The 25,374-nt window shown below is 47.9% G+C and carries 21 protein-coding genes and 1 pseudogene; 11 read left to right on the top strand and 11 right to left on the bottom strand.

Annotation, left to right across the window (positions count from 1 at the left end; translation table 11 throughout):
* The first annotated feature begins 29 nt into the window (after positions 1–29).
* Positions 30–1,931 carry an alpha-amylase family protein gene (locus tag ACJJIC_RS05415; RefSeq protein ID WP_445356567.1) on the top strand — a complete coding sequence of 634 codons (1,902 nt, stop codon included), beginning with the start codon at positions 30–32 and terminating at the stop codon, positions 1,929–1,931.
* Between the two features lie 73 nt (positions 1,932–2,004).
* On the opposite strand, the gene ACJJIC_RS05410 is transcribed toward ACJJIC_RS05415, so the two are convergent.
* Positions 2,005–4,551 (bottom strand): alpha amylase C-terminal domain-containing protein, encoded by a 2,547-nt coding sequence (locus ACJJIC_RS05410; RefSeq protein WP_445356566.1) that lies wholly within the window; start codon positions 4,549–4,551, stop codon positions 2,005–2,007.
* A gap of 1,476 nt (positions 4,552–6,027) precedes the next feature.
* Here ACJJIC_RS05410 and ACJJIC_RS05405 point away from each other — a divergent pair.
* Both ACJJIC_RS05405 and ACJJIC_RS05400 read left to right on the top strand, forming a co-directional pair.
* Complete coding sequence (locus ACJJIC_RS05405) at positions 6,028–7,578, top strand: hypothetical protein (RefSeq protein ID WP_445356565.1); 1,551 nt, start codon at positions 6,028–6,030, stop codon at positions 7,576–7,578.
* A 51-nt stretch (positions 7,579–7,629) separates the two neighbouring features.
* On the top strand, positions 7,630–9,150 hold the full coding sequence (locus ACJJIC_RS05400) for a hypothetical protein (RefSeq protein ID WP_445356564.1): 1,521 nt from the start codon (positions 7,630–7,632) through the stop codon (positions 9,148–9,150).
* Between the two features lie 98 nt (positions 9,151–9,248).
* On the opposite strand, the pseudogene ACJJIC_RS05395 reads toward ACJJIC_RS05400, so the two are convergent.
* Positions 9,249–9,560 (bottom strand): annotated as a pseudogene (locus ACJJIC_RS05395) (transposase); the annotation flags it as partial.
* A 495-nt stretch (positions 9,561–10,055) separates the two neighbouring features.
* On the opposite strand from ACJJIC_RS05395, the gene ACJJIC_RS05390 reads away from it, so the two are divergent.
* From ACJJIC_RS05390 to ACJJIC_RS05365, 6 genes are all read left to right on the top strand, one after another.
* Positions 10,056–10,295 carry a hypothetical protein gene (locus tag ACJJIC_RS05390; RefSeq protein ID WP_445356563.1) on the top strand — a complete coding sequence of 80 codons (240 nt, stop codon included), beginning with the start codon at positions 10,056–10,058 and terminating at the stop codon, positions 10,293–10,295.
* Positions 10,296–10,755: 460 nt separating this feature from the next.
* The gene (locus tag ACJJIC_RS05385; protein ID WP_445356562.1) at positions 10,756–11,274 is read left to right on the top strand and encodes a hypothetical protein; all 519 of its coding nucleotides are present in this window, start codon (positions 10,756–10,758) and stop codon (positions 11,272–11,274) included.
* An 82-nt stretch (positions 11,275–11,356) separates the two neighbouring features.
* Positions 11,357–11,656: a hypothetical protein gene (locus tag ACJJIC_RS05380; RefSeq protein ID WP_444910636.1), complete on the top strand. Its 300-nt coding sequence runs from the start codon at positions 11,357–11,359 to the stop codon at positions 11,654–11,656.
* 75 nt (positions 11,657–11,731) lie between these two features.
* On the top strand, positions 11,732–12,118 hold the full coding sequence (locus ACJJIC_RS05375; protein WP_444910637.1) for a Rid family hydrolase: 387 nt from the start codon (positions 11,732–11,734) through the stop codon (positions 12,116–12,118).
* A 95-nt stretch (positions 12,119–12,213) separates the two neighbouring features.
* Positions 12,214–12,522, top strand: a complete 309-nt coding sequence (locus tag ACJJIC_RS05370) for a hypothetical protein (RefSeq protein ID WP_252083487.1) — start codon at positions 12,214–12,216, stop codon at positions 12,520–12,522.
* A gap of 444 nt (positions 12,523–12,966) precedes the next feature.
* Positions 12,967–13,416 carry a GNAT family N-acetyltransferase gene (locus ACJJIC_RS05365; protein ID WP_444910638.1) on the top strand — a complete coding sequence of 150 codons (450 nt, stop codon included), beginning with the start codon at positions 12,967–12,969 and terminating at the stop codon, positions 13,414–13,416.
* Between the two features lie 718 nt (positions 13,417–14,134).
* On the opposite strand, the gene ACJJIC_RS05360 is transcribed toward ACJJIC_RS05365, so the two are convergent.
* From ACJJIC_RS05360 to ACJJIC_RS05325, 8 genes are all read right to left on the bottom strand, one after another.
* Complete coding sequence (locus ACJJIC_RS05360; RefSeq protein WP_444910639.1) at positions 14,135–14,917, bottom strand: FTR1 family protein; 783 nt, start codon at positions 14,915–14,917, stop codon at positions 14,135–14,137.
* Positions 14,918–14,927: 10 nt separating this feature from the next.
* Positions 14,928–15,314 carry a cupredoxin domain-containing protein gene (locus tag ACJJIC_RS05355; RefSeq protein ID WP_444910640.1) on the bottom strand — a complete coding sequence of 129 codons (387 nt, stop codon included), beginning with the start codon at positions 15,312–15,314 and terminating at the stop codon, positions 14,928–14,930.
* Positions 15,307–16,650, bottom strand: coding sequence for an ATP-binding protein (locus ACJJIC_RS05350; RefSeq protein WP_444910641.1), 1,344 nt, complete (start codon positions 16,648–16,650; stop codon positions 15,307–15,309). The genes ACJJIC_RS05355 and ACJJIC_RS05350 overlap by 8 nt, the downstream gene beginning before the upstream one ends.
* The gene (locus tag ACJJIC_RS05345; RefSeq protein WP_444910642.1) at positions 16,647–17,315 is read right to left on the bottom strand and encodes a response regulator; all 669 of its coding nucleotides are present in this window, start codon (positions 17,313–17,315) and stop codon (positions 16,647–16,649) included. The genes ACJJIC_RS05350 and ACJJIC_RS05345 overlap by 4 nt, the downstream gene beginning before the upstream one ends.
* A 147-nt stretch (positions 17,316–17,462) precedes the next feature.
* On the bottom strand, positions 17,463–18,308 hold the full coding sequence (locus ACJJIC_RS05340; protein ID WP_444910643.1) for an SDR family oxidoreductase: 846 nt from the start codon (positions 18,306–18,308) through the stop codon (positions 17,463–17,465).
* Between the two features lies 1 nt (position 18,309).
* Complete coding sequence (locus tag ACJJIC_RS05335; protein WP_444910644.1) at positions 18,310–18,981, bottom strand: iron-containing redox enzyme family protein; 672 nt, start codon at positions 18,979–18,981, stop codon at positions 18,310–18,312.
* Positions 18,978–20,456, bottom strand: a complete 1,479-nt coding sequence (locus ACJJIC_RS05330; protein WP_445356561.1) for an AMP-binding protein — start codon at positions 20,454–20,456, stop codon at positions 18,978–18,980. The genes ACJJIC_RS05335 and ACJJIC_RS05330 overlap by 4 nt, the downstream gene beginning before the upstream one ends.
* Positions 20,447–21,169: a thermostable hemolysin gene (locus tag ACJJIC_RS05325; protein WP_444882927.1), complete on the bottom strand. Its 723-nt coding sequence runs from the start codon at positions 21,167–21,169 to the stop codon at positions 20,447–20,449. The genes ACJJIC_RS05330 and ACJJIC_RS05325 overlap by 10 nt, the downstream gene beginning before the upstream one ends.
* A gap of 315 nt (positions 21,170–21,484) precedes the next feature.
* On the opposite strand from ACJJIC_RS05325, the gene ACJJIC_RS05320 reads away from it, so the two are divergent.
* Complete coding sequence (locus ACJJIC_RS05320; RefSeq protein WP_252083498.1) at positions 21,485–22,327, top strand: universal stress protein; 843 nt, start codon at positions 21,485–21,487, stop codon at positions 22,325–22,327.
* Between the two features lie 79 nt (positions 22,328–22,406).
* Here the strand turns inward: ACJJIC_RS05320 and ACJJIC_RS05315 are convergent, their stop codons facing one another.
* The gene (locus tag ACJJIC_RS05315; protein ID WP_444910646.1) at positions 22,407–24,053 is read right to left on the bottom strand and encodes an alpha-amylase family glycosyl hydrolase; all 1,647 of its coding nucleotides are present in this window, start codon (positions 24,051–24,053) and stop codon (positions 22,407–22,409) included.
* Positions 24,054–24,333: 280 nt separating this feature from the next.
* Between ACJJIC_RS05315 and ACJJIC_RS05310 the strand changes: the two genes are divergently transcribed.
* A complete protein-coding gene (locus ACJJIC_RS05310) occupies positions 24,334–25,188 on the top strand; it encodes a DUF3014 domain-containing protein (protein ID WP_444882929.1) in 855 nt (284 codons plus the stop codon).
* The last annotated feature ends 186 nt before the right edge of the window (positions 25,189–25,374 follow it).

The raw sequence follows: 25,374 nt of genomic DNA, 5'->3' as shown, positions 1-25,374 counted from the left end.
ACAAAAAAATTTAAAGTCATCAGAAAACAATGAAGAAGTTACATTCCCTGTTTATTGCCAAACTCCTTTCGGCTTCCCTACTAGGTGCTGCTCTATTCGGCACTGCCGGCTGCAGCCAGGAGAGCAGCCCGGAAGAAATACAGCCCGCTGAAAAAATTGCGGAGAAAAAAGCTGTTATCTACCAAGTGCTACCGCGCTTATTTGGCAACACTAACAGTACCAACAAACCCTGGGGCACACTCGAAGAGAATGGTGTGGGCAAGTTCTCCGACTTTACCCCAAAAGCATTGAATGAAATCCACGCGCTGGGCGCCACCCATATCTGGTACACCGGCGCCCTGCACCACGCGCTCGTTGGCGACTATACGGAATACGGTATCAGTAACGATGATCCAGATGTGGTCAAAGGCCGCGCCGGCTCTCCCTATGCCATCAAGGATTACTACAGCGTAAACCCAGACCTGGCCAATAACCCAGCAGAGCGATTACAGGAATTCCGCGCACTGGTGGAACGCAGCCACGCGGCCGGCCTGAAAGTAATTATCGATATAGTGCCTAACCATGTAGCCCGCGCCTATCATTCTCTCGATAAACCCCAAGGCGTGCAGGATTTTGGAGCTGGCGACAACACCCAGGTCACCTACGCCCGCAACAACAATTTCTACTATGTGGTGGGCGAAGACTTCCGCGTGCCCGTTGCAGAAGACAGTTATCAGCCACTCAATGGCGAAGCCAATGATCTTGTCGATGGGCAGTTTGTAGAGAGTCCAGCTAAATGGACCGGTAATGGCGCGCGCAGTGCACAACCTGCCATGCACGACTGGTATGAAACCGTCAAAATTAATTTTGGCGTTCGCCCCGATAACAGCAAGAACTTTTCTGAGCTACCCCAGGAGTATGCCGAGCGCGACTACCGGGCCCACGCCCAGTTTTGGGCAGACAAGAAAGTCCCGGATACCTGGAAAAAATTCCGCGATATCGCCCACTACTGGCTGGACTTTGGCGTGGACGGATTCCGCTACGATATGGCCGGTATGGTGCCGGTAGAATTCTGGAGCTACCTGAATTCCTCCATCAAAATGCGCAACCCCAACGCACTGTTACTTGCCGAAATCTATACTCCAGAGCGCTACCGGGACTATCTGCATCTGGGCAAAATGGATTACCTCTACGATAAAGTCGGCACTTACGACGCTATTCGTGCGGTCATAGAGAACAAGGGCAGCACAGATAAAATCGCAGAGGTGCAGGCAAGCCTGGTAGATATCTCCTCTCATATGTTGCGCTTTATGGAGAACCACGACGAGCAGCGTATTGCCAGCCCACAATTTTCTGGCAACCCAGAGGCAGGTAAACCTGCAATGCTGGTGTCTGCCGCGCTCTCTCCAGCCCCTACTTTGGTTTACTTTGGCCAGGAGTTGGGAGAACCCGCCAACAAAGATGCCGGCTTCGGTAAAGCCAGCCGCACCACCATTTTCGACTACTGGTCAGTACCCAGTGTGCGCCGCTGGAACAATGAGGGCGCTTTTGACACTGCACTGCTGACAAAAGAAGAAAAAGAATTGCGCAGCTTCTACCAGCGCCTGCTTAATTTCTCCAAACAGAGCCCGGCCCTGCTTGGCGATTATCTGGACTTGCACAGCTACAACCGCAAACAGGATAGCGGCTATGGGGAAAAACAATTTTCTTTTGCGCGCTGGAATAAAACGGAAAAACTCTTGATCGTTGCAAATTTTGATCGAGAGGCCAGCAAATTCGAACTGCTGATCCCCAATGAGCTACTTAAACAGTGGAAACTGAAAGACGGCAGCTATGCATTAGAAGGGCAGATCAGCAATGCGAAGCAACAGCTGGTTATCCAAAATGGCCAGGGGCGAATAACACTTAATCTTCCCCCCTTTGAAGGCCATATCTTCAAGCTTGACAATTGACTAGCAAATACAGTCTTTTATTACAGAAAACCCGGTTCAAAGCCGGGTTTTCTGTATCAATACTAGATAATATTCACTGGGCTACCAGACTATAAATCAAGGTCTGATCATTCATCTGCACCTTATAGTTCCCTGTAACGGAGGTGTAAATATCAGAACCACCCTGCTCCAAAGTTCCATTAGCGTCACTATCACCATAGTTTTCACTCCAATCGCCACTCACATCAAACTTAAAACGTTGCTGGGATTGACCATCGAAGTTAACCGAAATTTCCCAAAGGTTGTCCGCCACTAACTGCATAGCCTCAGCTCCCCAGTTATTTGGCGTTCCACGAAAGTGTAGAGAGGCAAAATTAGAGGTATGGCTGCCGCAATCCACACAAGTCAGGGTATAACTGAGTGTTTTATCATTCACTTCAACAAGATAAGTACCAGACACATTGGTATAAATATCATTGCCCCCCTGCTCCAGAGAACCATCGGCATTGTTGTCCCCGTAATTTTCATCCCAGTTAGTGCTTACATCAAATTTAAAACGCTGGTTGCTACTGCCATCAAATACAACCGTAGTACGCCAGATATTATCTGCTATCAGAGTCATGGCCTGGGTGCCCCAGCTATTGGGCGTTCCCCGAAAATGCAGTGCCGTGAAGTTCTGTGCATAGCCTCCGCTGGGATCAGTCACAGTAATGGCCGCAGTGGCACTATCAGTCAAGCCATCGTTATCCGTTACCGTTACGGTTTCTACATAGGTTCCAGCGTTGGCAAAACTCAGGGAAGTACTAGCGTTGCTGCCACCACTACTCCAGCTATAAGACACTACACTGCCATCGGTATCGTTAGAAGCGCTGGCATCCAACGTGATACTTTCATTGACCCCAACGGTAACTGCTGAGGGAGTGACAACCGCAACCGGTGCCTGCTGTGAGGAAACTTCAGTTAGGCTGTAGCTCAGGCTCTGGTCGTTGACTTCGATTCGGTAATTACCGCTCACAGAGGTATAAATATCTGCACCGGTCTTATCCAAAGTACCATCGGCACCATCATCGCCGTAGTTCTCTGTCCAATCACCATAAATATCCAGCTTAAAACGCTGGTCCGCCTGACCATCAAAGTTCACAACTAATTGCCAGGTATTATCACTCACTTTTTCGAATGCTGTACTACCCCAGTTGTTGGCGGTACCGCGAAAGTAAAGGCTGGGAAAACCAGGTTCAGCACAATCGTCACAAGGCGTCGCCAATTGCCCACCATGAATTGCCGCGGCAGAGTTAGCAGCGACATTAAAGGTGGCATAGCCGCTACTATCTACAGTAATCACATCGCCACTGCACTCGTTATCGCCCGCCAACACATTGCAATAATCCCCTGCAGGCATGCCGGTGTAGAGCATCTGTTTCAGAGAGCCCCCCTCATTATTGATCACCACAAATCCTTTGTTGCCACGGCCAAAGGCAATCTGATTGTTGTCATTGTCCCACCAATTATTCATGGCGGTGCCATTGGTATAGTTACGGAAACCTACCATATTGGCGATATTACCCCAGCGATGCTGGCATACCCAGGCACCATTTTGACAGTTATTCGGGCCACTGCTGGGAGGGCCAATGTCGGTATCGGTAAAGTTATACCCGGACATTACCTTGGGGTAGCCATAGGGGTGAGCGAGCATAAAGACATTGGCCAGATTGTATTTGGCTCCATCGTGATAAGTCAGATTCCCACCGCCACCATGGCCCCGCTCGCGATCGTGATTATCAATAAAATGAACGGCATCACTGGAGGAGAGCAGTCCCCAGCTTTCACCAATAGTGGCAAGATTTTTAATCTGACCGTTAAAGTTGCTGGCTACATCCGTGCCATATTTAAATTCAGTAACCCGACCTAGAAAAGTATAATTGTAAGGCTGGATTTCTGAGGCCTCACCGGCAGCACCAATAACCTCTGAAAATACCCAGGGGTTTCCAGCTTGATTCACAATTGCCTGTAAATCACCGGGGGACATGTGCTTGACGGCATCAATACGGAAGCCATCAACTCCCATGCCTTTTAATTTACTCAGGTAACCAGCGAGTTTTCCCTGCACATAACTGGAGCCAGTATCCAAATCTGGCAAACCACTCAACCGACAGCTCCACACATGATTGGCATCATTGTAGTTATTAATGGTGCAATCGGAGTGATAGTCGTTATCAGAAAACTCCGGATGGTCCAGCAAGGTCCACTGAGTGCCTCCCCAACCGGTGCCACCGCCATTCCAGGCCGCCGTATGGTTAATTACCGCATCGGCGTAGACTTTTACACCTGCTGCATGACAACGATTGATCATGCTTTGCAGTTCCAGCTCAGTACCGCTGCGACTGGTTAAGTTGGTATAAGTCACTGGCTGGTAGCGCGCCCACCAGGTGGACAGGCTGATATGCTCATTGGGTGGAGATATTTGCACCGCATCAAAACCCTTAGGCCCAAGAAAGTTCTCACACTCACTGGCAATATCATTCCAGCTCCACTCGAATAAATGTACAAAAGCGGTACCGGCATTAACGTGGGCACTAGATAGTGTACCAAGTACAAGGCCTGTACTGGCCAGTAGCCTTTTTAGGGGAAATGGACTGTTCATTATTGCTTTCTCTTAGTCATCTTTTCGCTGTTATTTTTTAAAAGCCAGGTATCTGAGCCCTCAATCACACAAACAGCGAATCAAGGAGACTAGATTTCCTGGATTTGAATACCAAAGTCACCGGTTGAGAAATAGCAAGCTCTGAACCTGAGAAAGGTTCTTCCAACAAAGGTAAAAGAAGCCAAGGGCACAACAGTCAATATGAGGTTCAAATTGCCAGGCATCACGGCTAGGCTCAGCAGCCAGATACATCCAAGCGAAAAGCTGGTATCCGTGTGAGCAAATGACTGCCAGAGGATGACAGGCAAGGAAATAGATCAACCTAGTTATTGTTGTTATACCTAACTCAAAGAGTGCTTCTAACCTAGCGACTCTGACACAAGTGCCCACCCTCTCTGGGGTGTGACCTATTGCAGAGTAAAGAAATGGTACTAACGCACACATCCCCCTTCAGGGGGGCGTAGTAGTTTTATCTGCAGGGATTTGAACTTAGTGACATGAGAAGCAGTGCGGTGCTCAAAAAAACAACAGAATTAATTTTTGGTGGCGGCTATTAAGTTAATGATGAATCAGTGAGGATGGAGGGCTTAAAACCCAGCATTTAAATCAAGTGACTTAAGCTGGTAGAAATCAACTTATGATAGCCAAAGTAATTATAGCCCTAGTTATACAAGGTTTGTTGTAGTCTCAAGCAGTATAGGGCTCTAACCTACTGCTTGTAGACAGCCCTTCCTGCTTAATAATAACCATTGCTGTAGCACCTGAATAACTCAGATCCTTTTCACATAAGCGATCAATTTGACCAAGATTTTTAGCTCTTTGTGGCTGTTATTTCTGGATCAAGCCAGATACAAGAAAAAATAATTGAGATCAATATCTTAAGCCAACACGTGATTATTAGAGTAGTGGTTACCATGACTACCATCTAAAATATTAGATCAGTACCAATTAATTTAAGCTACTGATTTAGCTTACTTTTCAGAAACTGATCTAAAGCCACCTCTGAAATAGCAATCAGGATAATAGTGGCCGTTATGATCACCATATAAAAAATTAGGCTAAATTAAGCTCTTAAGAATATTTAAATGAAAAATAGCACTGTAGTCTTATTGGCCATTTCTTGTACCTGGTTTTCGCCACCTATCGTAGTAAATTCTTCTGCTCTGCAGATCGGCATGTGTCTGTCTGACTTGATGAGTGGAAAGAAGTGTAAGGATCTAGCCAAATGAATGTATTTTGGTATATCCGCACACAGTAGAATAAAACCATACTCTTTTCCGAAAGGAATGAGAATTGGCAAACCGTCAAAGAGCTATATTGATGATGCGATATTTCACATCAATACCCTACTACGAAAAGTGTAAAATTACTGGGACTAATTGGAATTTTTGATAGACCGGCGCGTGTCGTTTATGCTGTCGATTTAGCTTATACTTTACCATTCAACAGAAAATGGAATTAATCTAAGGAATATAAGTGACAAAAAAAACCTGCGCTTTACTTATCATATTACTTTCTACTAATAACGCAATCGCTGATGTACCAACACAATGGATTGCAAAATTATACTCTGAAGTACTAGGTCGATCTCCAGATACAAATGGGTGGAATCATTACATTAACATACACTTTTCTGAAAATACTTGTAACGCACCAAGACTGCGAGGAATTGCATATGGATTTTTGACCTCTGATGAATTCATAAATAAAAATTATAGCTATGAAGATAAAGTGCTAATTCTTCACCGTAGCGTATATAGTATGGAACCACTTCTTGGAAACTACCTTAGAGACCTTAAAAATCTAAATAGCGGAACATCTTGGAGTCAACTCGTTACGGATACTCTCAACGTTGCATTTACCGAGTCCAATTCAAGAACAGTAACTTTATGCAATAATGTACTGGAAGGATGGGGAACAAACCCTGTAATCCAGCCACCTACAACACGCAATAATTATTTTTCCGGCGGTACAAGCTCGGAGCTACAAAAATTATTGGATAATGCGTTACCAGGGTCTACTGTTTTTCTTGAAGAGCGTGCAGTAGTATTAGTTAATGAGCCAATAATCATCCCAGAAAACATTCATTTGACTACTATTGGTAACCCAAGCGCTGATCATTATGCTAAAATGGCAAGATTAATTAGAAATACTAACAGCAACACTGCCATGATTATCCCTTTGTCTGGCAGCACTTTATCCAGCATTTGGGTTGATGGGCAATGGGATCGCTACACACCAGATGGGCTGAAATTAAATATTCACGTAAGACGTTATAATGGTACAAACACTAGCGACAACATTACAATTTCAAACAACAGAGTTTCAAATTCATCAGGAGGTGCAAATATTTCCTCTTGGGGCTCAGCAGAATTAAATCCTTGCAAAAACTTAAGTATCTTAAATAACTTAATAACTTCCTACAGCGCAGAGCATTATTCAGGTGGAGTCTATACCGATGGAATTCGTGTTGCCTGCGAAGATACTTATGTTACGGGAAATCATATTATTGATGCAACCGATGTGGGAATCGTAGTGTTTAGGTCAGGTAACGCAACCCAACAATCTATTATTTATGCAAATAGTATTGTTAACGCTGGGAATTCAGCATATGGTGGAATTGTTATTGATCAACTATCGAACTTTGACTCCAATGCGAAGTTTAATTTTTCTGGCACCGATATCTCATACAATAAAGTTTGGTCAAGTCGCTCTTCACATTTTGGAGTAATTTTAAGTGTCGGAACTAAACCTTGGTTTGGGAGCAATACCGATTATGGAACAAGTGCATCAGTTCATCATAATACGACAGCAGGCATAAGAACAAATACAAATATGGGGATCTCAGTCTCCAGATTCTCGGACTCTTATATTCAATCAAATGAACTACTAATCGACGCACAACTTTTTAATGAGGGCTGCCCTGTAGGTAATATCGTTATTGATGAAGTTACCGATCTCGACATTCAAGGCGGAGTCACAGCTTCCAATATATTTAACTGCATGGGACATCAGGAAATCAAATAACAATAAGCCAACCAAAAATCTACAATTTAACACATGGAAATATTATTGATTGTGAATAAGCATTTATTTATTTATATTAGCACCTTATTATTCTTTACAATATATACGACTCAATCTATTGCAAATAATAATTCTTTTTGGCAGGACCTAAATCGAAATATAGCTGTCACACCCTATGGTAAGAAAGTTGCAATTTCTTGCCACAATTGTTACATAAAATCATCTAATGCAGGCGAAAGCACACAAAAAACTATTGGCAAAATTCACGAAGCCCAACTTTTGGGTGCAGATATGATTGAATTAGATGTTATCGAGCATAATGGCATAGTTAGAGTTGACCATGATAATACTACGGATGAGAAAGGCGCCCCGCTAGATACGGTACTCCTTGATCCAACACTTAAAAGTGGAGATCAAATACTATTTATTGAAATCAAAGAAAATTCTCAGGAAAGTGACATTGCTCAGAATCTACTTTCTGTTCTCGATCTTAGAGGCTATGGCTCATTTAAAAGACCTGTTTTTATTAGAGCATTCAACGATAGAAGGCATCACCTTAAGAGAGTGAACGAATTATTAAATGGTAAATTTTCACATCTACGGCCGTATATTAAGCTTAGCGAGCTATTCGGTAACCAAGAAGCAAATAGTATAAAAGGATTACAAGATAAAATACTCGCAGCTAAAAACAGTGGCTTTCATGGTGTAGAATTTGAGTATAGAAGCAAAAACATATACTCATTTATTTCTTATGCCAAATCCCTGAATTTATTAGTTAGCACCTATACTATACCCAAAATTTTTGGGGAGGTTTATATTGCTGCAATGAGGGAAGATGTAGATGTAATGACAGTTGATTACGATCTCGATAAGGCTCGCAAGGTTATCAGTGATAATAATGGGCTTCTTTTAGCTCAATGGTACAATCAGAGAGCGGACGGAGACACTTTACTTTATAAGAAAAATTCTATTGATGGTTACAATATAAGCGTTAATGCCTCTTCAACGATACCATTCGATGGTATACCTTATGTGGAGTATCTTGGCTTGGGAGAAGATCGTTATGGAACTTCTGTAGTTTTCAGAGCATCCGAACAAGATGCAATTACGTTTTATGATGCCGATAATAATCCAGGAGAGGGTTATTTTCTCGCCACTGTTGTCAATTTTGATCATCTTGATTTACCAGATGGAGAAACTAGTAGCCTAATCAGTAAAACAGACAATGGAGGATTTGGCTTAGAGCTACATAATCCACCAGGAATATCCACAACAGTGCTACGTTTTGCAGTAAGAGTAAATTCAAAGTATTACTATGCTAGTTATCCTGTGACGAACTTAAATGATACTGATGCTTATCATATCATTGGTGCATATGATGGCAATGGTCAGGTGCACTTATGGATTAATAATATCCATGTGGCTCAAAATGGGGAATGGTTAAAAGGAGGTGTGGTACAAAATAATAGCCCCATTTTGGTTGGCGCTGACCCACAAGGCTCAAAAAACAAACGGTTTTTTTCTTCCACAAAAATTCCCTTTATTTACATACAAAAATGGAAAGATCATTAAATACAATTTTTATCATATAAAAAATTACAAGCACCAACCACCCGCATAGCGGGTGGTATGGTGAAAGCCCTCAAAGGGGGCTTGTTTACAATTCCGCCCAGCTGCATCTGCTCTTGACGGCACTCTTCAGCTTCTTGATCCTTGAAGCACTCTCGGATCATCTGCTCATCCAGCCCTACTATACTGACGCAGTATCCCCGAGCTCAAAAGTGTCTTCCTGTAAAATTTCTCTGTACATACTTGTACTTCCGAATTATCTGGATCGCAGATTTCCCTTTCAAAAACTCAATACCCTTTTGACGGCATAAATCTCGAAATATCGCTCCGATCTCCCGTCTCAATGTTCCAAATAATGCTTTCTTTTGATATTTAGGCACAAATACCACGTGATACCTGCAATAATGCTTCACGTGAGCTTGGCACTGCCTATCTCACATCGGAGCCTAACCGGCTTTTGCGCATACCTCCATACCAGTTAAGTGGAGGTATGTGCAGATTAAGGACCCTCCTCAAGACAGCTTACTCTAGATTTCGATACGCTTTTGCAGAGAGTTCTCAAAGAGTCCACTTACCATGGACATGAAAAAACAATAAGTAGACCCAGTCTCGGAACAAGGGGGTAATTTTAATATGCAGTGAAATCAAATAGAGTTTGAAGAAGATGCAGTAAAAACTATAAAAAACAGGACTCCAACAAAAAATAAAATCATTTCCAGCCTAAATATGGCTAGCAAAAAAGTAGTCTGTCGTAAGTTCAACGGTTAGCAAATCAGAGAAAGAAAGCTCGGTAAAGCAGCCCGCTTTTTTTCAAAAAACCATCAACTTCACCAACCAGTACTTGAGGCACAGTATTTGATATGGCCAAATTTATTGAAACCTATAATCACCATAATCGGATAGGCGTAATGATCGAATTTGCTTGCTCAGATGACTGGGCTTTTGAAACCGATGAATTTCGTAAATTTTCTCGTGATATCGCTTTGCATATTGCAGCCAATGGTAAGACTCAAGAACCTTTGGTTACACAGTTATTCTTGAAAGATCCGTCTAAAACAGTGGGACACCAGTTTAAATTAATATCAAATGAACTGGGTGTAAAAATTAGTATAATCCAGTATGAGTACTTTGATGCCTCAAAAATATAACAATATTATTTTGCAACCGATAAAGGTACGGTTTGATTCTACACCTCACGTTAACACTATGAGTAGAGGCTAGGTGTACGCATGGATTTCTCAACAATAAAGAATGTTTTTATAGCTTCATTTACCTTTACCCAAACAGTCATTTTGACATTTATAGTACTTTCAATTTTTACCATTTATAAAGCTTTCAAAAACAGGAATAGAAACTATCGAGTAATTTTTAACTGCTATATCACAGCCATTATTTCGCAGCTCCTATTTATTTCGGCTGCAATATTATTCCTCACAGGTAAAATTCGTGGTGCTCGTGTGACTCTTCTACTACCTCTGTCAACAGTATTATCTTTCAAGGTGTTTACAGTTAACCCTATAAAGAGACGCTCTTTAATTTATACCTAACCAACAGATCAATTGCGCTTCAGTTGTCGGTTATGAGAGGCGCTGAGCAAAAGGTGACTTCGTGAGCCTAATTTCTACTTTCTGGACTATTGATACATTAGAAATTAATACACCATTGGTTGAGTCAAAGCCAGTAGAGCATAAAATCGGCAAGAAACCACTTCTTCCTTTTATCAAGCATAAGACTGAAATGGTCTTTCCATGGTTTGATGCCCTGAAAAAGTACGCACAGGAAGAAAGCACATATCAACACTCGGGGATGGTAATGATTGATTTTGACTCGATGCTCTCTGAAAAAGCCGAATCAATTTTTAACCTCTCACTACCGGAAGCAAGGCTGCTTTCGGAATATTGTGGTGGAAGTACTGCAATCATCGACCATAGGCATGCAAAAACTCTAGCTGAAACAATAGAAAACGTGTCGTTTTCAGAAAGTGACGTAACCAAATTTTATGATGCAGACAAAAAGCTGAATAATTGTAGATTCGACCCAAAAGATATTTTGTACGCTGGGGAGCACCTAATACTTTGGTGTAGTAAAGTGACCCCTGAAAAGCTTGGCATATTAGTAATTGGGTAATCACGATCAGTAGTTGTCTAAAAATCATAAGTAGCAGGTCGCTCACAAAACCATACCTCTACTTTAAGGGATATGATGCACGATGAGTAAATTCAAGTCGACTACCATCGCGATTTATGGCGGTGCTTTAGTGTTAGTAATTGGGCTCATTGCATTTGCGCTAAATTGGAATGTCTGGGGCGGCGGTATGCCTGGGTACAAGATATTTCTATTCCCAGGAAACTTGACTCTTGTATATGTTTGGCACCCACTGTTAACTGAGGAAATAGATTTCTGGCCGAAACTCTTTCTCCACTCGCTAGGTCAATTTGCAGTAGCATCTGTTATTGTTTGGTTAAATACTGTTACGATAAGAAAACTATTCGCTGTTCGTTCCTTGTAATGTGCAGAAGTAACTTTGACCTTACAGGCCTGTACTCACTGCGTTACAGTGGGTGTTTTACTCAAGTAGGGAAACATGAGAAAACTAATCTCCTCAGGTTCTCATCTGGAAGAGCCGATAGGCTTTTCCAGAGCGTGCCGAGTTGGAAACCTAATTTCTGTTTCTGGTACGGCACCTATCAAGGATGGCCAGACAGCTTACATTGGTGATGTGTATGCTCAAACGAAGTACTGTCTGGAGCTTTCGATGAAGGCCATACTAGAAGCAGGTGGAAAACCGACGGGTATAATCAGAACCCGCATCATGCTTACCGATATATCCCGCTGGGAAGAAGCAGCAAAAGCACATGGAGAGCTATTTTCTACAATAAAGCCTGCTTGCACATTTGTTGAGGTAAGTCGCTTTATAGATCTGGCGTGGCTTGTGGAAACAGAAATGGATTGTGTATTGGGCCAGATATAAAAATTCGCTGAAGTACGCTCCACCCGTCACTGAACAAGTTTACGACGCGTTAATATTACCCAAACCGCCACCTTATCCCTGTATTAAGATTTTATATGAACTGGAAAGCACTAATAGAATTCGGAGCCCCTAGGCAATCTCATCAGCCGCCAATTATCAACTTGCTGATAGCTTCAGGTATATTTTTAGGGCTAATTCCTTGGCTTGTGCTGGATGGAAAATTCCTCCTAACAAAGGGAAATTTCCGTCCAGAAGAAATTCTTTTAACAGTCAAAGATCAACCTGTCTTTTTTTGGATTCTAGCCTTCTTCGCCTTCATTTGCGGTGTTGTGTGCTTGCTGTCTAGCGTTGGAGATTACCAACTGAATGTTCGAGCACAAAAACTTAATAATCGCAGGCAGTAAATTGGAGTTCTTACTGGCTCCTTGAGGACTGCTCAGGCAGCACCAACGGTGAAAATTATAATGAGGAATGGAACTCTTGTATTAATTTGTTTGGCTCCACTTATAATAGTAGCCTCATATGTATTTTATGAGACAAATGACTGTATCTCTGAATCGAAGACTGAAACCATCTATAATCTTTCACTGATAAAAGAAAGCCAAGGAAATTCTCGCGAAGCTTATTACCTGTTCAAAAAATTGATGTATATGCTTGTGATAACTACGAGTTGAGAAGCAAAGCTCTCAATAAAGCCAAGTGCCTAAGAAAGTATTTAGACCATAGAACGGCAGCTAGTGATTCAAGTAAACCCATAATAATGTAGAACAAAGGCACTCACTGCTCTGTGTTCCACCTCTATACATTAACATTAATCTTCCCATTGTATATAAAAAGGATTTATATCATTGAGTATTAACTTACGAGAAATAACAAGAGATAACTGGGTCGATATGATTGACCTTGACATCAAAAAAGAGCAGGAAAACTATGTAGCTCTTCCATCAGAAGCTATTGCCGCATCCAAGTTTTATGATCATTATATCAATCGAGGCGTTTATCTTGGAGACAAGCCCATTGGCTTTATCCAATATTACCCAAATCATGAGGATGGTAAACCAAACGAAATTTTTATAGATCAATTATTGATTGACATCAGCTTTCAAGGTCAAGGCTACGGTTCAGAAGCAGTGAAACTCGTATTAGCAGAAATAAAAAAACTTGAAGGCTTTAATTCTATATCCATTTGTTATGTTGAGGGACATGACATCATGAAACCTTTTTTCGAGCGTTTTGGATTTAAAGTCGTAGATCAGGATGAGTTCGATGAAACGATTATGGAGCTCCATTACACTTAAGGGCACTTCTTCGATATATATTTCAGATTGCGGCAGGGTTCATATTTAGCAGGTTAAACTGCTTAATGATTTTATAAACTGTTAAGGTATGCTGACTAGCCTATCAGTGTCAGATACATATTTTTATTTATAAAATATACGATAAAACCACTATGTAGAAGACTTCATATTTTAAATTCTAGTAGTTAGTAGACCATGAATTTATCCAAAAAATGTATCATCACTGATGGCACAGTAACTATTAAGAGAAACTCTTACTATGTTATCTTTATTGTTTTAGCAGGATTAAGCTTGCTAACTTTATATATCGCTAATATCACGCTGGATCTTGGTCCTGAGTGGGTTGTTCTCTGTGTATCTCCTATATTGCCCTCCACCTTAATTGGCCTAAGGGGACAGCTCTTCCCTGTGCAGACAAAAATAGACTTTAATAGAGAGATAGTGTTCATGAGAGGACTAATCCCATGAAAATGGAAGCCCATGTGTAGATTAAAATGGGGCCTAAAAGACCTATATATTTCAAGCTATATTATGAACACTAAGCACACACCAGCCGCAAAATTTAATACACTCTGTCTCAAAGCAAGATTGCGCGAATATGTGTTATTTGAAAACACGGATGATTCGGCCATAAGAATGAAAGACAATATTTACGAGAATTCCCCCAATAAGAAAAGGCGTAAATAAACCCACATGGAATAACTTATCTGCCCACTAGCTAATCTCTGGAACACCTATAATAAACACCCCCAAGCACGCACAGCATAAGAAAAATACTGCCTGCGTAGACCATTACTTCCAGAGGGGTTGGTGTTGCTTCGTAACCAGCTATAGCAAAGAGTAGCTGTCCGGGGATTGAGTCCTCCCTTAATAGTTGGGAGCTATCCCAAAGGGGCTCTTGCCCAGGCAGTAAATTTGCTTGAATAAATAATTGCGCAGCCTGTAGGATCATTCCGGCAGCCAAGATGATGAGTAATATACAGGAAATCCCCAAAGTATATTTTGGTGGCAGGCTACATAAAAAATAATAAAGCAATGCACCTAAGCTATAGCCGATACCAGCACCTAGTAATGCACCGATTATTACAGAGGGTAAGAGTGGTGGGTGCAGCCAAAAGGAAGTGAGGTAAACATAAACTTCTGACCCCTCTCGCATAATCGCGAGTGTGACAGCCAGTAGCATAGTGCCCTGTATGATGGATAAATGGTATTGCTGCTTACGCCAGTTAAGTAACAATAAGGTGGTGACTATTATTAATAATATATAGATTATGATTAATATTCCGGCATTCACCAGCTCCTGGCCTGTACCATTTATTGCCTGGGAGACTCGCGCAAGGTTTTCACCATAGACGATTGCAGCCAATCCACCGAGTAATAGCGCGATATAAAACCAGCGGGCGCGAAGATCCAGTATTCGGGTAGTCGCCAATAGCACACTGAGCAGCAGCGCCACTTCCAACACTTCCCGCAGTACTACCATTACAGAGGTTAACAACATAAGCCTTTCGCTACTGTGCGATAATTTTTCCCTGAGCCGTTATGGGATGGAATTCACCAAAAAACAGATATTCTCCCGCGGGCAAAGGGCCAATAAATAGCACTGCCTTGCTATTGCCCATGATCACTTTTTTTCGGTTGAGCTGGTAACTCTCAAATTCTTCTGGAGAGGCATCTCGATTGTAGATCACCAGTTTAATCTCCGTATCAGCGGGTACTATCAGTTCTGAAGGGTTAAAAAGATGGTTGTGGATTTCTAATTTCACAGTGGGTTTATTGGTATCTGGAGCGCAGGCACTCAATAAAATTGAAACCAAGATCCAAATGCCAGCAGCCAAGGCACCACTCTTTTTCTGCTTGTTATAGTTTTTTCTTCGCCCTTGTAAGCAACTAAGCATCCTTGCTCTCCTTTGCTTTTTTAAAACGCACGGTTATTGAAAGCCCATGGCCAAAATGTGACTGGCCGAGTTCGATTGAAGCTCCGTGAAGGCGTGCGATATGCTGCACAATGGAAAGGCCCAATCCGCAACCGGGGGCAGTGCTCTGATGGCGGTCGCCACCCACTCGGTAGAACCGTTCAAAAACCCTAGGGTACTCTTTCTCTGGAATCCCCGGCCCGGAATCCTCCACTTGTAGAAGAATATCCCCTCTGATTAACCGGGTACTCACTTGCACATGACCCTCCTCAGGAGTGTATTTCGCCGCATTACGCAGGAGATTTTTTAAAAGAATAGTCAGTGCGAAGCGGTCGCCACGCAGAAATACCCTACCGCCCAGCAGTTCTACCTGTTGCTTTCTCTGGGCAAAGATCGGGTATTCCTCTGCCAATACCTCTCGGGCCAGGGCATGAAGATTGAGTATTTCAAAGCGCGCCGGGTAGTGTTCCGGTGTAGTGCGGAATAAATCCAGCATTTGCTCTACCAGGTGCGCCATACGTTGAACACTATCTTTCAGCTTGACCAGACTCTGGGGCATTACTGTTTGCCCTGCCCCCTTAAAATCACTCTCCAGATTATGCGCGTGTACCTGTATGGCGGCGATGGGCGTGCGCAGTTCGTGGGCAGCATCGGCGGAAAAACGTCGCTCGCGCTCAAAAGAGGCCTGCAGGCGCGCGAGTAACGCATTAATGGATTGCACCACCGGGAGCAGTTCCTGTGGGGGGCTACCCTCTGACAGTGGTGTCAGGTCTTCGGCGCGTTTACTGTGCAGGTCTTCGGCGAGTTTGCGCAAACTGGAAAGGCCGCGCCCCACTACAAACCAAATCAGCAACCCGGCAATCGGTAGGCCCAACAGTATCGGTAGTACTGCGGCAATCGCCAATTTTTCTGCCAGTTGGTAACGCAGGTCAGATCTCTCGGCAACGATAATCCAGTGGCCATTATCGGGAAAGTATTCTGCGAGACTGCGCCAACGATAGCCCGAGAAATTTATTTCCTTAAAGCCAACGGCAAATTCACTGAGGGGTTGCTTCGGGGCATCGGCGGAGCGCACCAGTAATTTCTTATCCTCAGACCACACCTGCATCACCATAGCCTCGGGCTGGGCCACCACCCGCTCGGCCCCTGTTGCCACCGGCATATCTGCCAATAACCTGGCGGAGGCGCTTAATTGGCGGTCAAACAGACGCTGCGCTTCCGCCATGGTATCGCGGTAGCCGTGCAGCGCCGAGACAAAATTGACCAGCATGATGATGCTGAGCAACGCGATCAGCAGAAAAATACGGATAGACTTCATGCGCCGCCAGCCGCTTCCAGTTTGTAGCCAACGCCGCGAATGGTCAGAATAAACTCTGGATAGATTTTTTTGCGTAAATTGTGGATATGCACATCCACAGTATTGCTGGAAACCTCCTCGCCCCAGCTGTACAGCTTATCTTCCAGCTGTTCGCGACTGAGAATATGGCCCGGGCGCTCGGCCAAGGCACGCAGTAGGCTGAATTCCCGTCGCGACAGTTTTATTTCCTGCCCAGCCCTAGCCACGGTATGGCTGGATAAATTAATGGCCACATCGCCAATCAGGATTTCCGCACTGAGACCGCTGCCACCGCGCCTTTCCAGAGCACGCAGGCGCGCCAGTAGCTCGTCTACCGCAAAGGGCTTGGTCAGATAGTCATCGGCACCGGCATCCAGGCCCTGCACTTTAGAAGGGAGATCATCGCGGGCGGTGAGAATCAATACCGGCGAGCGAATCGATTTTGCCCGCAACCGTTTCAACACCTCCACACCATCCAGGTCGGGCAGGCCCAGATCGAGAATAATCACATCCGGTATCGCCGCCTGTGCCAGAGCAATGCCCTCACTGCCGCGGGCCGCGTGATCAACGGCATAGCCCCCTCTCTGCAGGGCGGTGACCATCCCCTCGGCCAGGGATTGGTTATCTTCGATCAGCAGGATGCGCATTGGCCTGGACTCTTCAGCAATGAAAACAGGTAAGGAGAGCGCGGTGCAACGCCCTCACCCACCGCCAGAGCATAGTGCCTTTGCCGGGGCAGTGGGTGGCGCGGGAGCGGTTGTTGAATTGGTTGTTGAATGAAAAGGCCGGCGCGCTCAGAGCGCGCTGGGAGCCGTCTTATCCTGTACTGTTGGCGGAGTTTCCCCGCGGGCAAATTGGCGAACCAGGGACAGTTTCTTTGCCAGCGCGCTATCTACCAGAGAGGGGAGGAGCGCATTGACCTTGATAAACAGGCGTTCGGGCCAGCCGATAAAACGCCTGCGGCCACGTTTACTCTGTAGCAGACGCAGGCATTGGGCGGCGACAAATTGTGGCGAGTCGGACTTGTTACCGAGTGCCCGATTCAAGTCGTTGACTGCGTCACTGTTGAGAGGGGTATCCACCGCCCTGGGCGCCAGGTAATGCACACGTACCTTACTGTCCGCCAACTCCCGGCGCAGGGTTTCGGTAAAGCCGTGCAGCCCCGCTTTACTGGCACCATAGGCCCCAAAGCCCGGATGACCGATATGACCAAAGGCCGAGCCGATATTAATAATCGCGGCGCCTTCGCTGCGTTGCAGTATTGGCAGCAGGTCGCGAGTCAGCGCCATGGGCGCGATCAGGTTGGTATGCAGCAGCTGACTAAGTTCCGCATCACCGATATCGCTGAGTAGGGAAAAGGACGCGATACCGGCATTGTTGATCAACACATCCACACCAGCCAGTAATTGGTTGCAGCTGCGCACCAGCTCGACGCGAGCGGCCCGGTCACACAGATCGGCTACCAACACCTGGTGCCGGTCGCTGTGAGGTAGCTCCGCTTTTACCTGCTGCAGGCGCGCGGCATTGCGCCCCTGCAGTAGCAGCCGGTGGCCCTGCTCGGCTAGCAGACGACTGATGGCCGAGCCAATTCCGCCGCTGGCGCCGGTGACCAGCACCGTGAGCGTTTCTTTTGCTGTCATATCAAGCGGCCTCCTGCACGTTAAAGGGGTTGTCCAGTTCGCGGAAAATATCCCCATACAGGTGGTACATAGCCCGCGAGCAGTGCAGGATCGCGGCCTGGTCATCGGGATTATCGATGCGGTTCATCAGCCCCTTGAAGAAATCCACATGGCCGATATCCAGATCGCCGTGAGAAAGCAGATAACTGAACGCTTTGTTTGGCAGTCCGTGGGTTTTCTGAATGGCGCGCGCGGCTTTAGTGGCCACGGCGGTACTGGTGCCTTCAAGCACATGCACCATGCCGAAAAAGCTGAGAGGGTTGCCGCGGGCGATATTGTCATAGGCGTAGGACACCATCAGTTCGGTACTCAGGTTGGGGCGGCCGTTGCGCACCGCTTCCGCATCGCCGCCACAGGCGGCAATATCGTTGAGCACCCATTCCTGGTGACCGGTTTCCTCCTCGATATATTCCGCAACCGCTACGCGCAACCATTCCTGTTGCTGAGTCAGGCGACTACCACAGGCCATCAGCAGAGGCACCGTGTGCTTAACGTGGTGATAGGCCTGAGTGAGGAAGGCCACATATTCCTGCAAGGCAATCTCACCCCGTGCGGCGCGCTGGATAAAAGGTACCTCCATCAGAGACTGGCGGGCGTCGGCAGTTTGCTGTTCAAGAAGATTGTAAAAACTCATGAGGAGATACCTCCATAAAGGCTATCGATAGAATTTTGGAACTGCGCGGCGATACGATCGCGGCGCGGGCGGCCATTGGCGGTGAGCAGGCCATCGGCAAACGTTAATGGCGCCGGCAGTGCGGTCCAGGTGCGCACCTGGGCGTAATCCGGCAATTTGCGATTCACCGCCTGCAACCAGCTGTCGAGCTGCTCACGGCTGCTGCCGGGGCGTGCAAAAATCAGGGCGGCACAGTGGGGACGAGCGTCGCCGACCACCACGCACTGTTGCACGATCGGCTCCAGCAGTACCTCGCTCTCAATCCACTCCGGCGAGATATTGCGCCCAAAAGCGCTGATCAGGATGTTCTTGCAACGTCCGGTGATGTACAGAAACCCTTGTGCGTCTAACTCACCCAAATCACCGGTGGCGAGCCACTGGCTTTCACCACCCTCGGCACTATCCAGGTACCCCAAATAACGGGGACCAAGCACCATCACCTCGCCATCGCGAATGGCGATATCACAGTGAGACAAGGGTCTCCCCACGCTACCTGGGCGATCGGCGCCGGGTACATTCAGCGCAACCACCGAGCCACATTCGGACAAGCCGTAGCCTTCATAAACCGGCAGGCCAAGACTGCGCGCCTGCAACAACAGCCGGTCCGAGACCTTACCGCCGCCCACGGCGACAAAGCGCAGTGAGCTCGGCGGCTGCCAGCCGTTGCGCTCACTGTGTTCCAGCAGCGCTTTCAGCATTTGCGGCAGCAGGATCACACTGTGGGGACGATACTCATCGATGCAGCTCGCCAGCTGGGCTACATCCAGCCCCGAACTGCCACTGAGGCCCAGGCGCGCCGTAGTCGGCACCACCACCTCACCACCACGCAGCCAGCTACTGTAAGCCCCGGCCACGTTTTCCAGCAGGGTGGCCAGAGGCAGCAGGCACAGGTGCACACGGTTGCCCTGAGGCTGCAGTTGCCGTGCCAGTACATTGGCGGTGGTGAACTGGGTTCGGGCTGACAGGCAGACACCGCGCGGCGTGCCGGTAGAGCCAGAGGTAAAAGTAATTTTGGCAGTGTGTTCCGGCAGCGCCGCTGTCGCTTCCGCATGGATATCGATCAGGGCCATACCGGCCAACTCAGCCCGCGCCTGCCCCACCATTTCGAGCGCGGTAAAGCGTTCGCAGCTATCGCTCAACAGGGCCTGCATGCCACTCACGCGCAGGGTATGTGTCAGCTGCTGCTGGGAAAAGAAAACCGGCAGCGGTACCAATGTGATCTGCGCTATCTGGCAGGCCAGATCCACCAACAACCAATTGGGACCATTGTCGGCGTAGAGCCCCAGTATGCGGATATCGCGCGCCTGCAGGTCCTCGGCGATTTCCTCGGCGGCCGCCAGCAGCTGCCCATAGCTGAATGTGCACTCCTCGCCCCGCAGCGCCAGCTGTTCGGGGTGATTCACCGCCTGCTGGCGAATTTGATCTATCAGTTGCATAGATTGGCCCCTCCCGCCGAAGTTGTGAGCACAGGCGACATGGCCTGTGCCGAAGGGCGACAGGCCAGCAGAGTCTCGCGGGTGCGGGGATTTGCCAGCAGGGCGCGATGCTCGGCGACCATATCGATGGCGGTCACCGCCGGAGCCGACTCGTAATAACGACCCCATTCGTCCAGGTTATCCCCCAAACGCCGGCCGTCTGCTTCACATAAAACCGTCTGCCGACCCACTAATTTCTGCAATAGGCCACGCACTTCCGCAGTCGCGGTATAAATGGCCCAATGCACACCGGCGGCGGCAAATAATTCAAACAACATTAGGAACAGCATCTGGCTGCCACCGCGGCTGGTAGAGATCAAATTGCCGATTTCGACAATCTCCGTGCGTTTTACCGAGCCCCCACTGAAGGCGGCAATCTCCTGTTCCACCGGATGGTCGAGATACTGTTCCAGGAATAGAGATCCGCTATCGGCGCGGCGTAGCCCGAGGGCACTACTGAACGCGCTCTCCTGCCAGGCGGATAACAATAGCGGGGCAAACTGGTTCACCTGCGCACCATAGGTATCGGCAAACTTCTGCGCGATAAATCCCTGCACCCGGCTGTGGCCTGCCTGCCCTATACGGGTCAGATCGAAATCCAGTTTGCGCCGCCGCAGCCTGCGCTTGGGCAACGCACTCTGGTCCAGGTATTGATAATGTCTTTGTAGCGCCATTGAAAACCCTCTTTGGGAGTGTCACGGCGAGAGTCTACGGAGACAAAATTAAGGCAAACTTAAGAAACGCTGGAAAAACTCGCCATGTATCCCTCCCCCAGTCAGTGCTTGCCAAACCGTCGGCAGGTCTTGATCTGGCTCAATACGGACTTTCTCCTTTACTTCATCATGCGCCGCTAGCAAGGCCTATCTGGCGCGCTTTTCCTCGTATTGAGACGACAAATTCCCCGCGCCAGAGCCTCTCCGTGATAACTTAGACCCAGGAGTCAACTGCATAAGGCAGGGACCAGAAAGACCCATTGATCTGGAGGAAAGATGGAGCAGCAAAACACCGTATTCGTGGTCGTGGACCCCAACGATGACAGACATGTGGCCCTGGAACGCGCCCTGACCACTTCCCGCGGGCGCAAGCCCCAGCCCCGCTTGGCAGTGTTTGTCGCGGTGGATGGCGAAGCAGTAGATACCCGCGCAGTGAACGACCACCTATTCCGCGATGAATCCTGGTTCCGCGAGCAGATCCGCGAACCTATCTCCGAGGCCGGTCTCTCCTGCGAGATTACTGTGTGCTGGTCCAGCGACTGGCAGGCGGCCATTGTGCAGGAGGCCAAGCGCTGCGATGCGGAAATGATCTACCTGCCAGTGCACAAGAAATCCAGCCGCCGCTTTACCTTCGCTGAATCCAAATGGCGAGTGCTGAAAACCGCACGCTGCCCGGTGGTACTGATTCGCCCCGGCGCCAAGGCCGAGCGCAAAGTGGTGCTGGCCACCGTCAACTATCAGGCGAAGACCCTGGAGCAGCGCCAGCTAAACCGCCAGATCAGTGAGCGCGCCACCTATATTGCCGGCCACTACGGCGCCGAGCTGCACCTGGTAAATGCCTATCTGGACTCCATGCGCTACCCAGATCGCGGCGCACTGGCCAAGCTCGCCGATAAAACCGGCGTACCCACGCACCGCATTCATGTGAAGCAGGGCTATACCAGCGATGTAGTGGAAGCGGTGGCTAAGGAAGTTGATGCGGATCTGGTGGTAATGGGCACTCTCAACCAGTTCGGTGAAACCGGCTCGCTGTTGCGCGGAAATACCGCCGAGCGGGTGATCGGCCAGTTGGACGTGGATGTGATGGTGTGCAACCAATTCACCAACACGGAAGTGTAAATCCAGTTCGAAACTTCTGCGAAAAGCCCGGCAATCATTTGCTGGGCTTTTTCTTTCTTGGGCCGGTTAAAAACCAGGACTACTTTGATTTAGCTGAAAGCAGCAACAGATCCCCACCGGTATTAAAAGTCACACTGCCACCCTCAACTTTTGCATGCTCACCGGAATAGTAATCTGTTAACACCGTACCATCGGTAAACACACCTTTTACAGAAATGCGTTTCTCCCCACGGGGCAGCTCCATTGCCACCACCACCGGCTGCTCCCCGGCTAAAGTGCGTGCAAAGGTGTAGGGGTTATCGGCGAGTTTCTTGTGCACACCAGCGCCCAGGGCGGGGTGTGCTCGGCGGAACTGACCGAGCTTCTGCCAATGGGTGAGCAGTGCACGGGTTTCAGCTTTTTTCAGGTCACCCCAATTCATGGGGCTGCGCATGGCCGCATCGCCAAAAGCGCGGGCATCGGTCATGGGGCGCGCCAGCTCATCACCGTAATAAATTTGCACCGCCCCCGGTGCCAGCATCAGTTTACTGGCGGCAATGCGGGTCTGTTGGCGCTCGCGATCGAAGGAGTGGTGGTCGTCGTGAGAGCCCAGATAATTGAGCACCCCCAAGCCCTTTAACGCACCAGAATTCAATGCGCTGGAATAACTGGAGAAAATTTTCTCCGCGGGCTCGCCGGCCACCTGGGCAAAATCGAAGTTGATCAAACTATCGAAACCATACTGGTAAAAATCCACTTGTTGATCGCTGTAATCGTAAACACGGCCAACGGTGGGACCATAGTTATTCACACCAAAGTGATAAACCTCACCCAGCATAAAGAAATCGCGATCATCGAGTTTTTGCTGTGGATGTTTTGCTTTCCACTCAGCCAGAGCCAGATCCGCCTCTTTTTTCAGAATTGCCCAAGCTTCGGGCTCGACATGTTTTACCGTGTCCACACGAAAGCCATCCACACCGTATTCCCGCACCCAATCGGTCAGCCACTTGATCAGGTAATACTTGGGCGCGCGCGGATAGCCGGTACGTGCGAAAAATGCATCCAGCTCGCTCAGTTCCTGCTGCAGGCGGCCCTCGCGCTGCCACTTATCCACAAGCTGCGGCGGCAGTGCCACGGGCTTATCGCTCTCGGTGAGGATATCGGTGAGGTTGGCGTGGATCGCGCACTCTACGTTGCCGGCGTAATCAGACCAGTCGCACTGCTCGCCTTTGCGTAACCAGCTAGCGGGCCACTCCGGGTCCTTTGCGGTTATCGGGCCGGTGTGGTTGAGAATTACATCGAGTAACACACGAATACCGCGCTTGTGCGCGGCCTCTATCAGCTCCGCTAACTCGACCTCAGTGCCAAAGTTGGCATCCACTGCGGTCCAGTCTTTGGGCCAGTAGCCGTGGAAGGCATAGGTGCGTTTGTCAGCGTCATTGTGACCGTGGATATTCTCAATGACCGGAGACATCCAGATAGCATCTACCCCCAGATCGTTGAAATAGCCCGCCTCAATTTTTTCGATCACCCCGCGCAGATCGCCACCGGCGAATCCGCGCAGATGGGCCCCGTCATCCTTGCGCCCGTAGGGAAAGTCATTGCCCTTATCGCCGTTATAAAAGCGGTCCGGCAACATAAAATAGATGGTGGCGTTGCGCCAAAAGGGATCAATTGGCCCCTCGGCCGCCGCTGCCTGCACAGTTCCCAGAAACAGACCTATTAATAAGCTGGTAAATTTAACCATTGCTCTCTCACTTATTCGCCGCGCACATTTTCACCAGCCAACTCTAATCGGCAATGGGATTCCTACATCCTCCCAAGTGGGGGCGTAGCCAGTACTTGTTTTCGTCACTTTCGCAAACAGCAGACGCACAGGATTTTCGCAATAGGCAAAAAGCGAAGCAAATCCCCTTTGCGACCGGCTGCGGCGGAGAGTAAGGTAAAACCCAGACACCACGGAGAAACCGAAGGGCTTTGCCGTGGTCAAAGGGTCACATTCTGATAGCAGCAAAAGGAGGCAGGGAATGTCGGAACAACAGTCTAGGCATGGGTGGATCATCGGAATTATTGTGGTGATCGTCGTCGCCGCGGCAGCCTATTGGCTGTGGACTGGCGAGGAAAAAAAGAAAGAAGTTCCCCCTACCAAAATTATTGAAGAACCCCAAAGCACCCCGGAGCCAGAAACTCTGGAGCAACCCCAGGAACAGGCCACCACGCCTGAGCCTCAGGAACCCGCGCCGGTGGAAGAGCCCAGCAGGGAACCACCGCCTCCACTCAATGAGAGCGACAAGGCCGCTTATGACGACCTGATGAGCCTGGCCCCAGACAACGCCCTGTCGCGCTGGTTGGTAAACGATGAGGTGATTCGCAAATGGGTGGCTGCGGTCAACTCCGGTGCACGAGGAAACCTGATCCACAAGCACCGCCCACTGAAAACCATACGCGGCCCTATTGTTGTTACCGGCTCCTCGATAGAGGGCTACCAATTGTCGCCGGACAATTACCGTCGCTACGATAAGCCTGTGCGCCTGTTCGCCTCAATGGATACCGATACTGCAGTGGGCCTTTACCAGTACTGGTATCCGCGCTTGGCGCAGGCCTACGGCGAGTTGGGCATGCGCAATAAAACCTTTCACCAGGTGGTGATTGAAGCTATCGATAAGGTACTGGCAGCCCCTGAAGTTGAAGGTCCTATCAAGCTGGTGCGCCCATCGGTCTACTTTAAGTTTGCCGATCCCAAGCTTGAAAAACTGCCCGGTGTACAAAAATTGATGATTCGCATGGGCCCGGATAATGCCGCGCGAGTGAAGGAAAAACTCAAGGAACTGAAGCAAAAACTGGAGGCCATGCCGGTTCAGCAGCCAGAACAGTCCCAATAATCTCTCAAAGATCACCGGGCCTTTACAGAGAAGGGCTCGGTGATACCGACTCTTCCACTTCGTCGTTTATACCCCCACACAGACCAACCTCTTACTCAATATATTCTGTCTCAGGCATGGGGTATATTTATCGGCACACTTGGCGGTTAACGGAGTACCGCCGCCCGGCGCTGTTCCAAGATTTAC

Source organism: Microbulbifer mixtoriginis (SeqCode) (assembly GCF_052468275.1).
This window is presented reverse-complemented; position numbering and strand designations above follow the sequence as displayed.

Bases quoted from the DNA above. Each gene is read 5' to 3' on its own strand.
- ACJJIC_RS05415 (WP_445356567.1), top strand. From the start codon at position 30: ATGAAGAAGTTACATTCCCTGTTTATTGCCAAACTCCTTTCGGCTTCC.
- ACJJIC_RS05410 (WP_445356566.1), bottom strand. From the start codon at position 4,551: ATGAACAGTCCATTTCCCCTAAAAAGGCTACTGGCCAGTACAGGCCTT.
- ACJJIC_RS05390 (WP_445356563.1), top strand. From the start codon at position 10,056: ATGATCGAATTTGCTTGCTCAGATGACTGGGCTTTTGAAACCGATGAA.
- ACJJIC_RS05380 (WP_444910636.1), top strand. From the start codon at position 11,357: ATGAGTAAATTCAAGTCGACTACCATCGCGATTTATGGCGGTGCTTTA.
- ACJJIC_RS05375 (WP_444910637.1), top strand. From the start codon at position 11,732: ATGAGAAAACTAATCTCCTCAGGTTCTCATCTGGAAGAGCCGATAGGC.
- ACJJIC_RS05370 (WP_252083487.1), top strand. From the start codon at position 12,214: ATGAACTGGAAAGCACTAATAGAATTCGGAGCCCCTAGGCAATCTCAT.
- ACJJIC_RS05360 (WP_444910639.1), bottom strand. From the start codon at position 14,917: ATGTTGTTAACCTCTGTAATGGTAGTACTGCGGGAAGTGTTGGAAGTG.
- ACJJIC_RS05355 (WP_444910640.1), bottom strand. From the start codon at position 15,314: ATGCTTAGTTGCTTACAAGGGCGAAGAAAAAACTATAACAAGCAGAAA.
- ACJJIC_RS05350 (WP_444910641.1), bottom strand. From the start codon at position 16,650: ATGAAGTCTATCCGTATTTTTCTGCTGATCGCGTTGCTCAGCATCATC.
- ACJJIC_RS05345 (WP_444910642.1), bottom strand. From the start codon at position 17,315: ATGCGCATCCTGCTGATCGAAGATAACCAATCCCTGGCCGAGGGGATG.
- ACJJIC_RS05340 (WP_444910643.1), bottom strand. From the start codon at position 18,308: ATGACAGCAAAAGAAACGCTCACGGTGCTGGTCACCGGCGCCAGCGGC.
- ACJJIC_RS05335 (WP_444910644.1), bottom strand. From the start codon at position 18,981: ATGAGTTTTTACAATCTTCTTGAACAGCAAACTGCCGACGCCCGCCAG.
- ACJJIC_RS05330 (WP_445356561.1), bottom strand. From the start codon at position 20,456: ATGCAACTGATAGATCAAATTCGCCAGCAGGCGGTGAATCACCCCGAA.
- ACJJIC_RS05325 (WP_444882927.1), bottom strand. From the start codon at position 21,169: ATGGCGCTACAAAGACATTATCAATACCTGGACCAGAGTGCGTTGCCC.
- ACJJIC_RS05320 (WP_252083498.1), top strand. From the start codon at position 21,485: ATGGAGCAGCAAAACACCGTATTCGTGGTCGTGGACCCCAACGATGAC.
- ACJJIC_RS05315 (WP_444910646.1), bottom strand. From the start codon at position 24,053: ATGGTTAAATTTACCAGCTTATTAATAGGTCTGTTTCTGGGAACTGTG.
- ACJJIC_RS05310 (WP_444882929.1), top strand. From the start codon at position 24,334: ATGTCGGAACAACAGTCTAGGCATGGGTGGATCATCGGAATTATTGTG.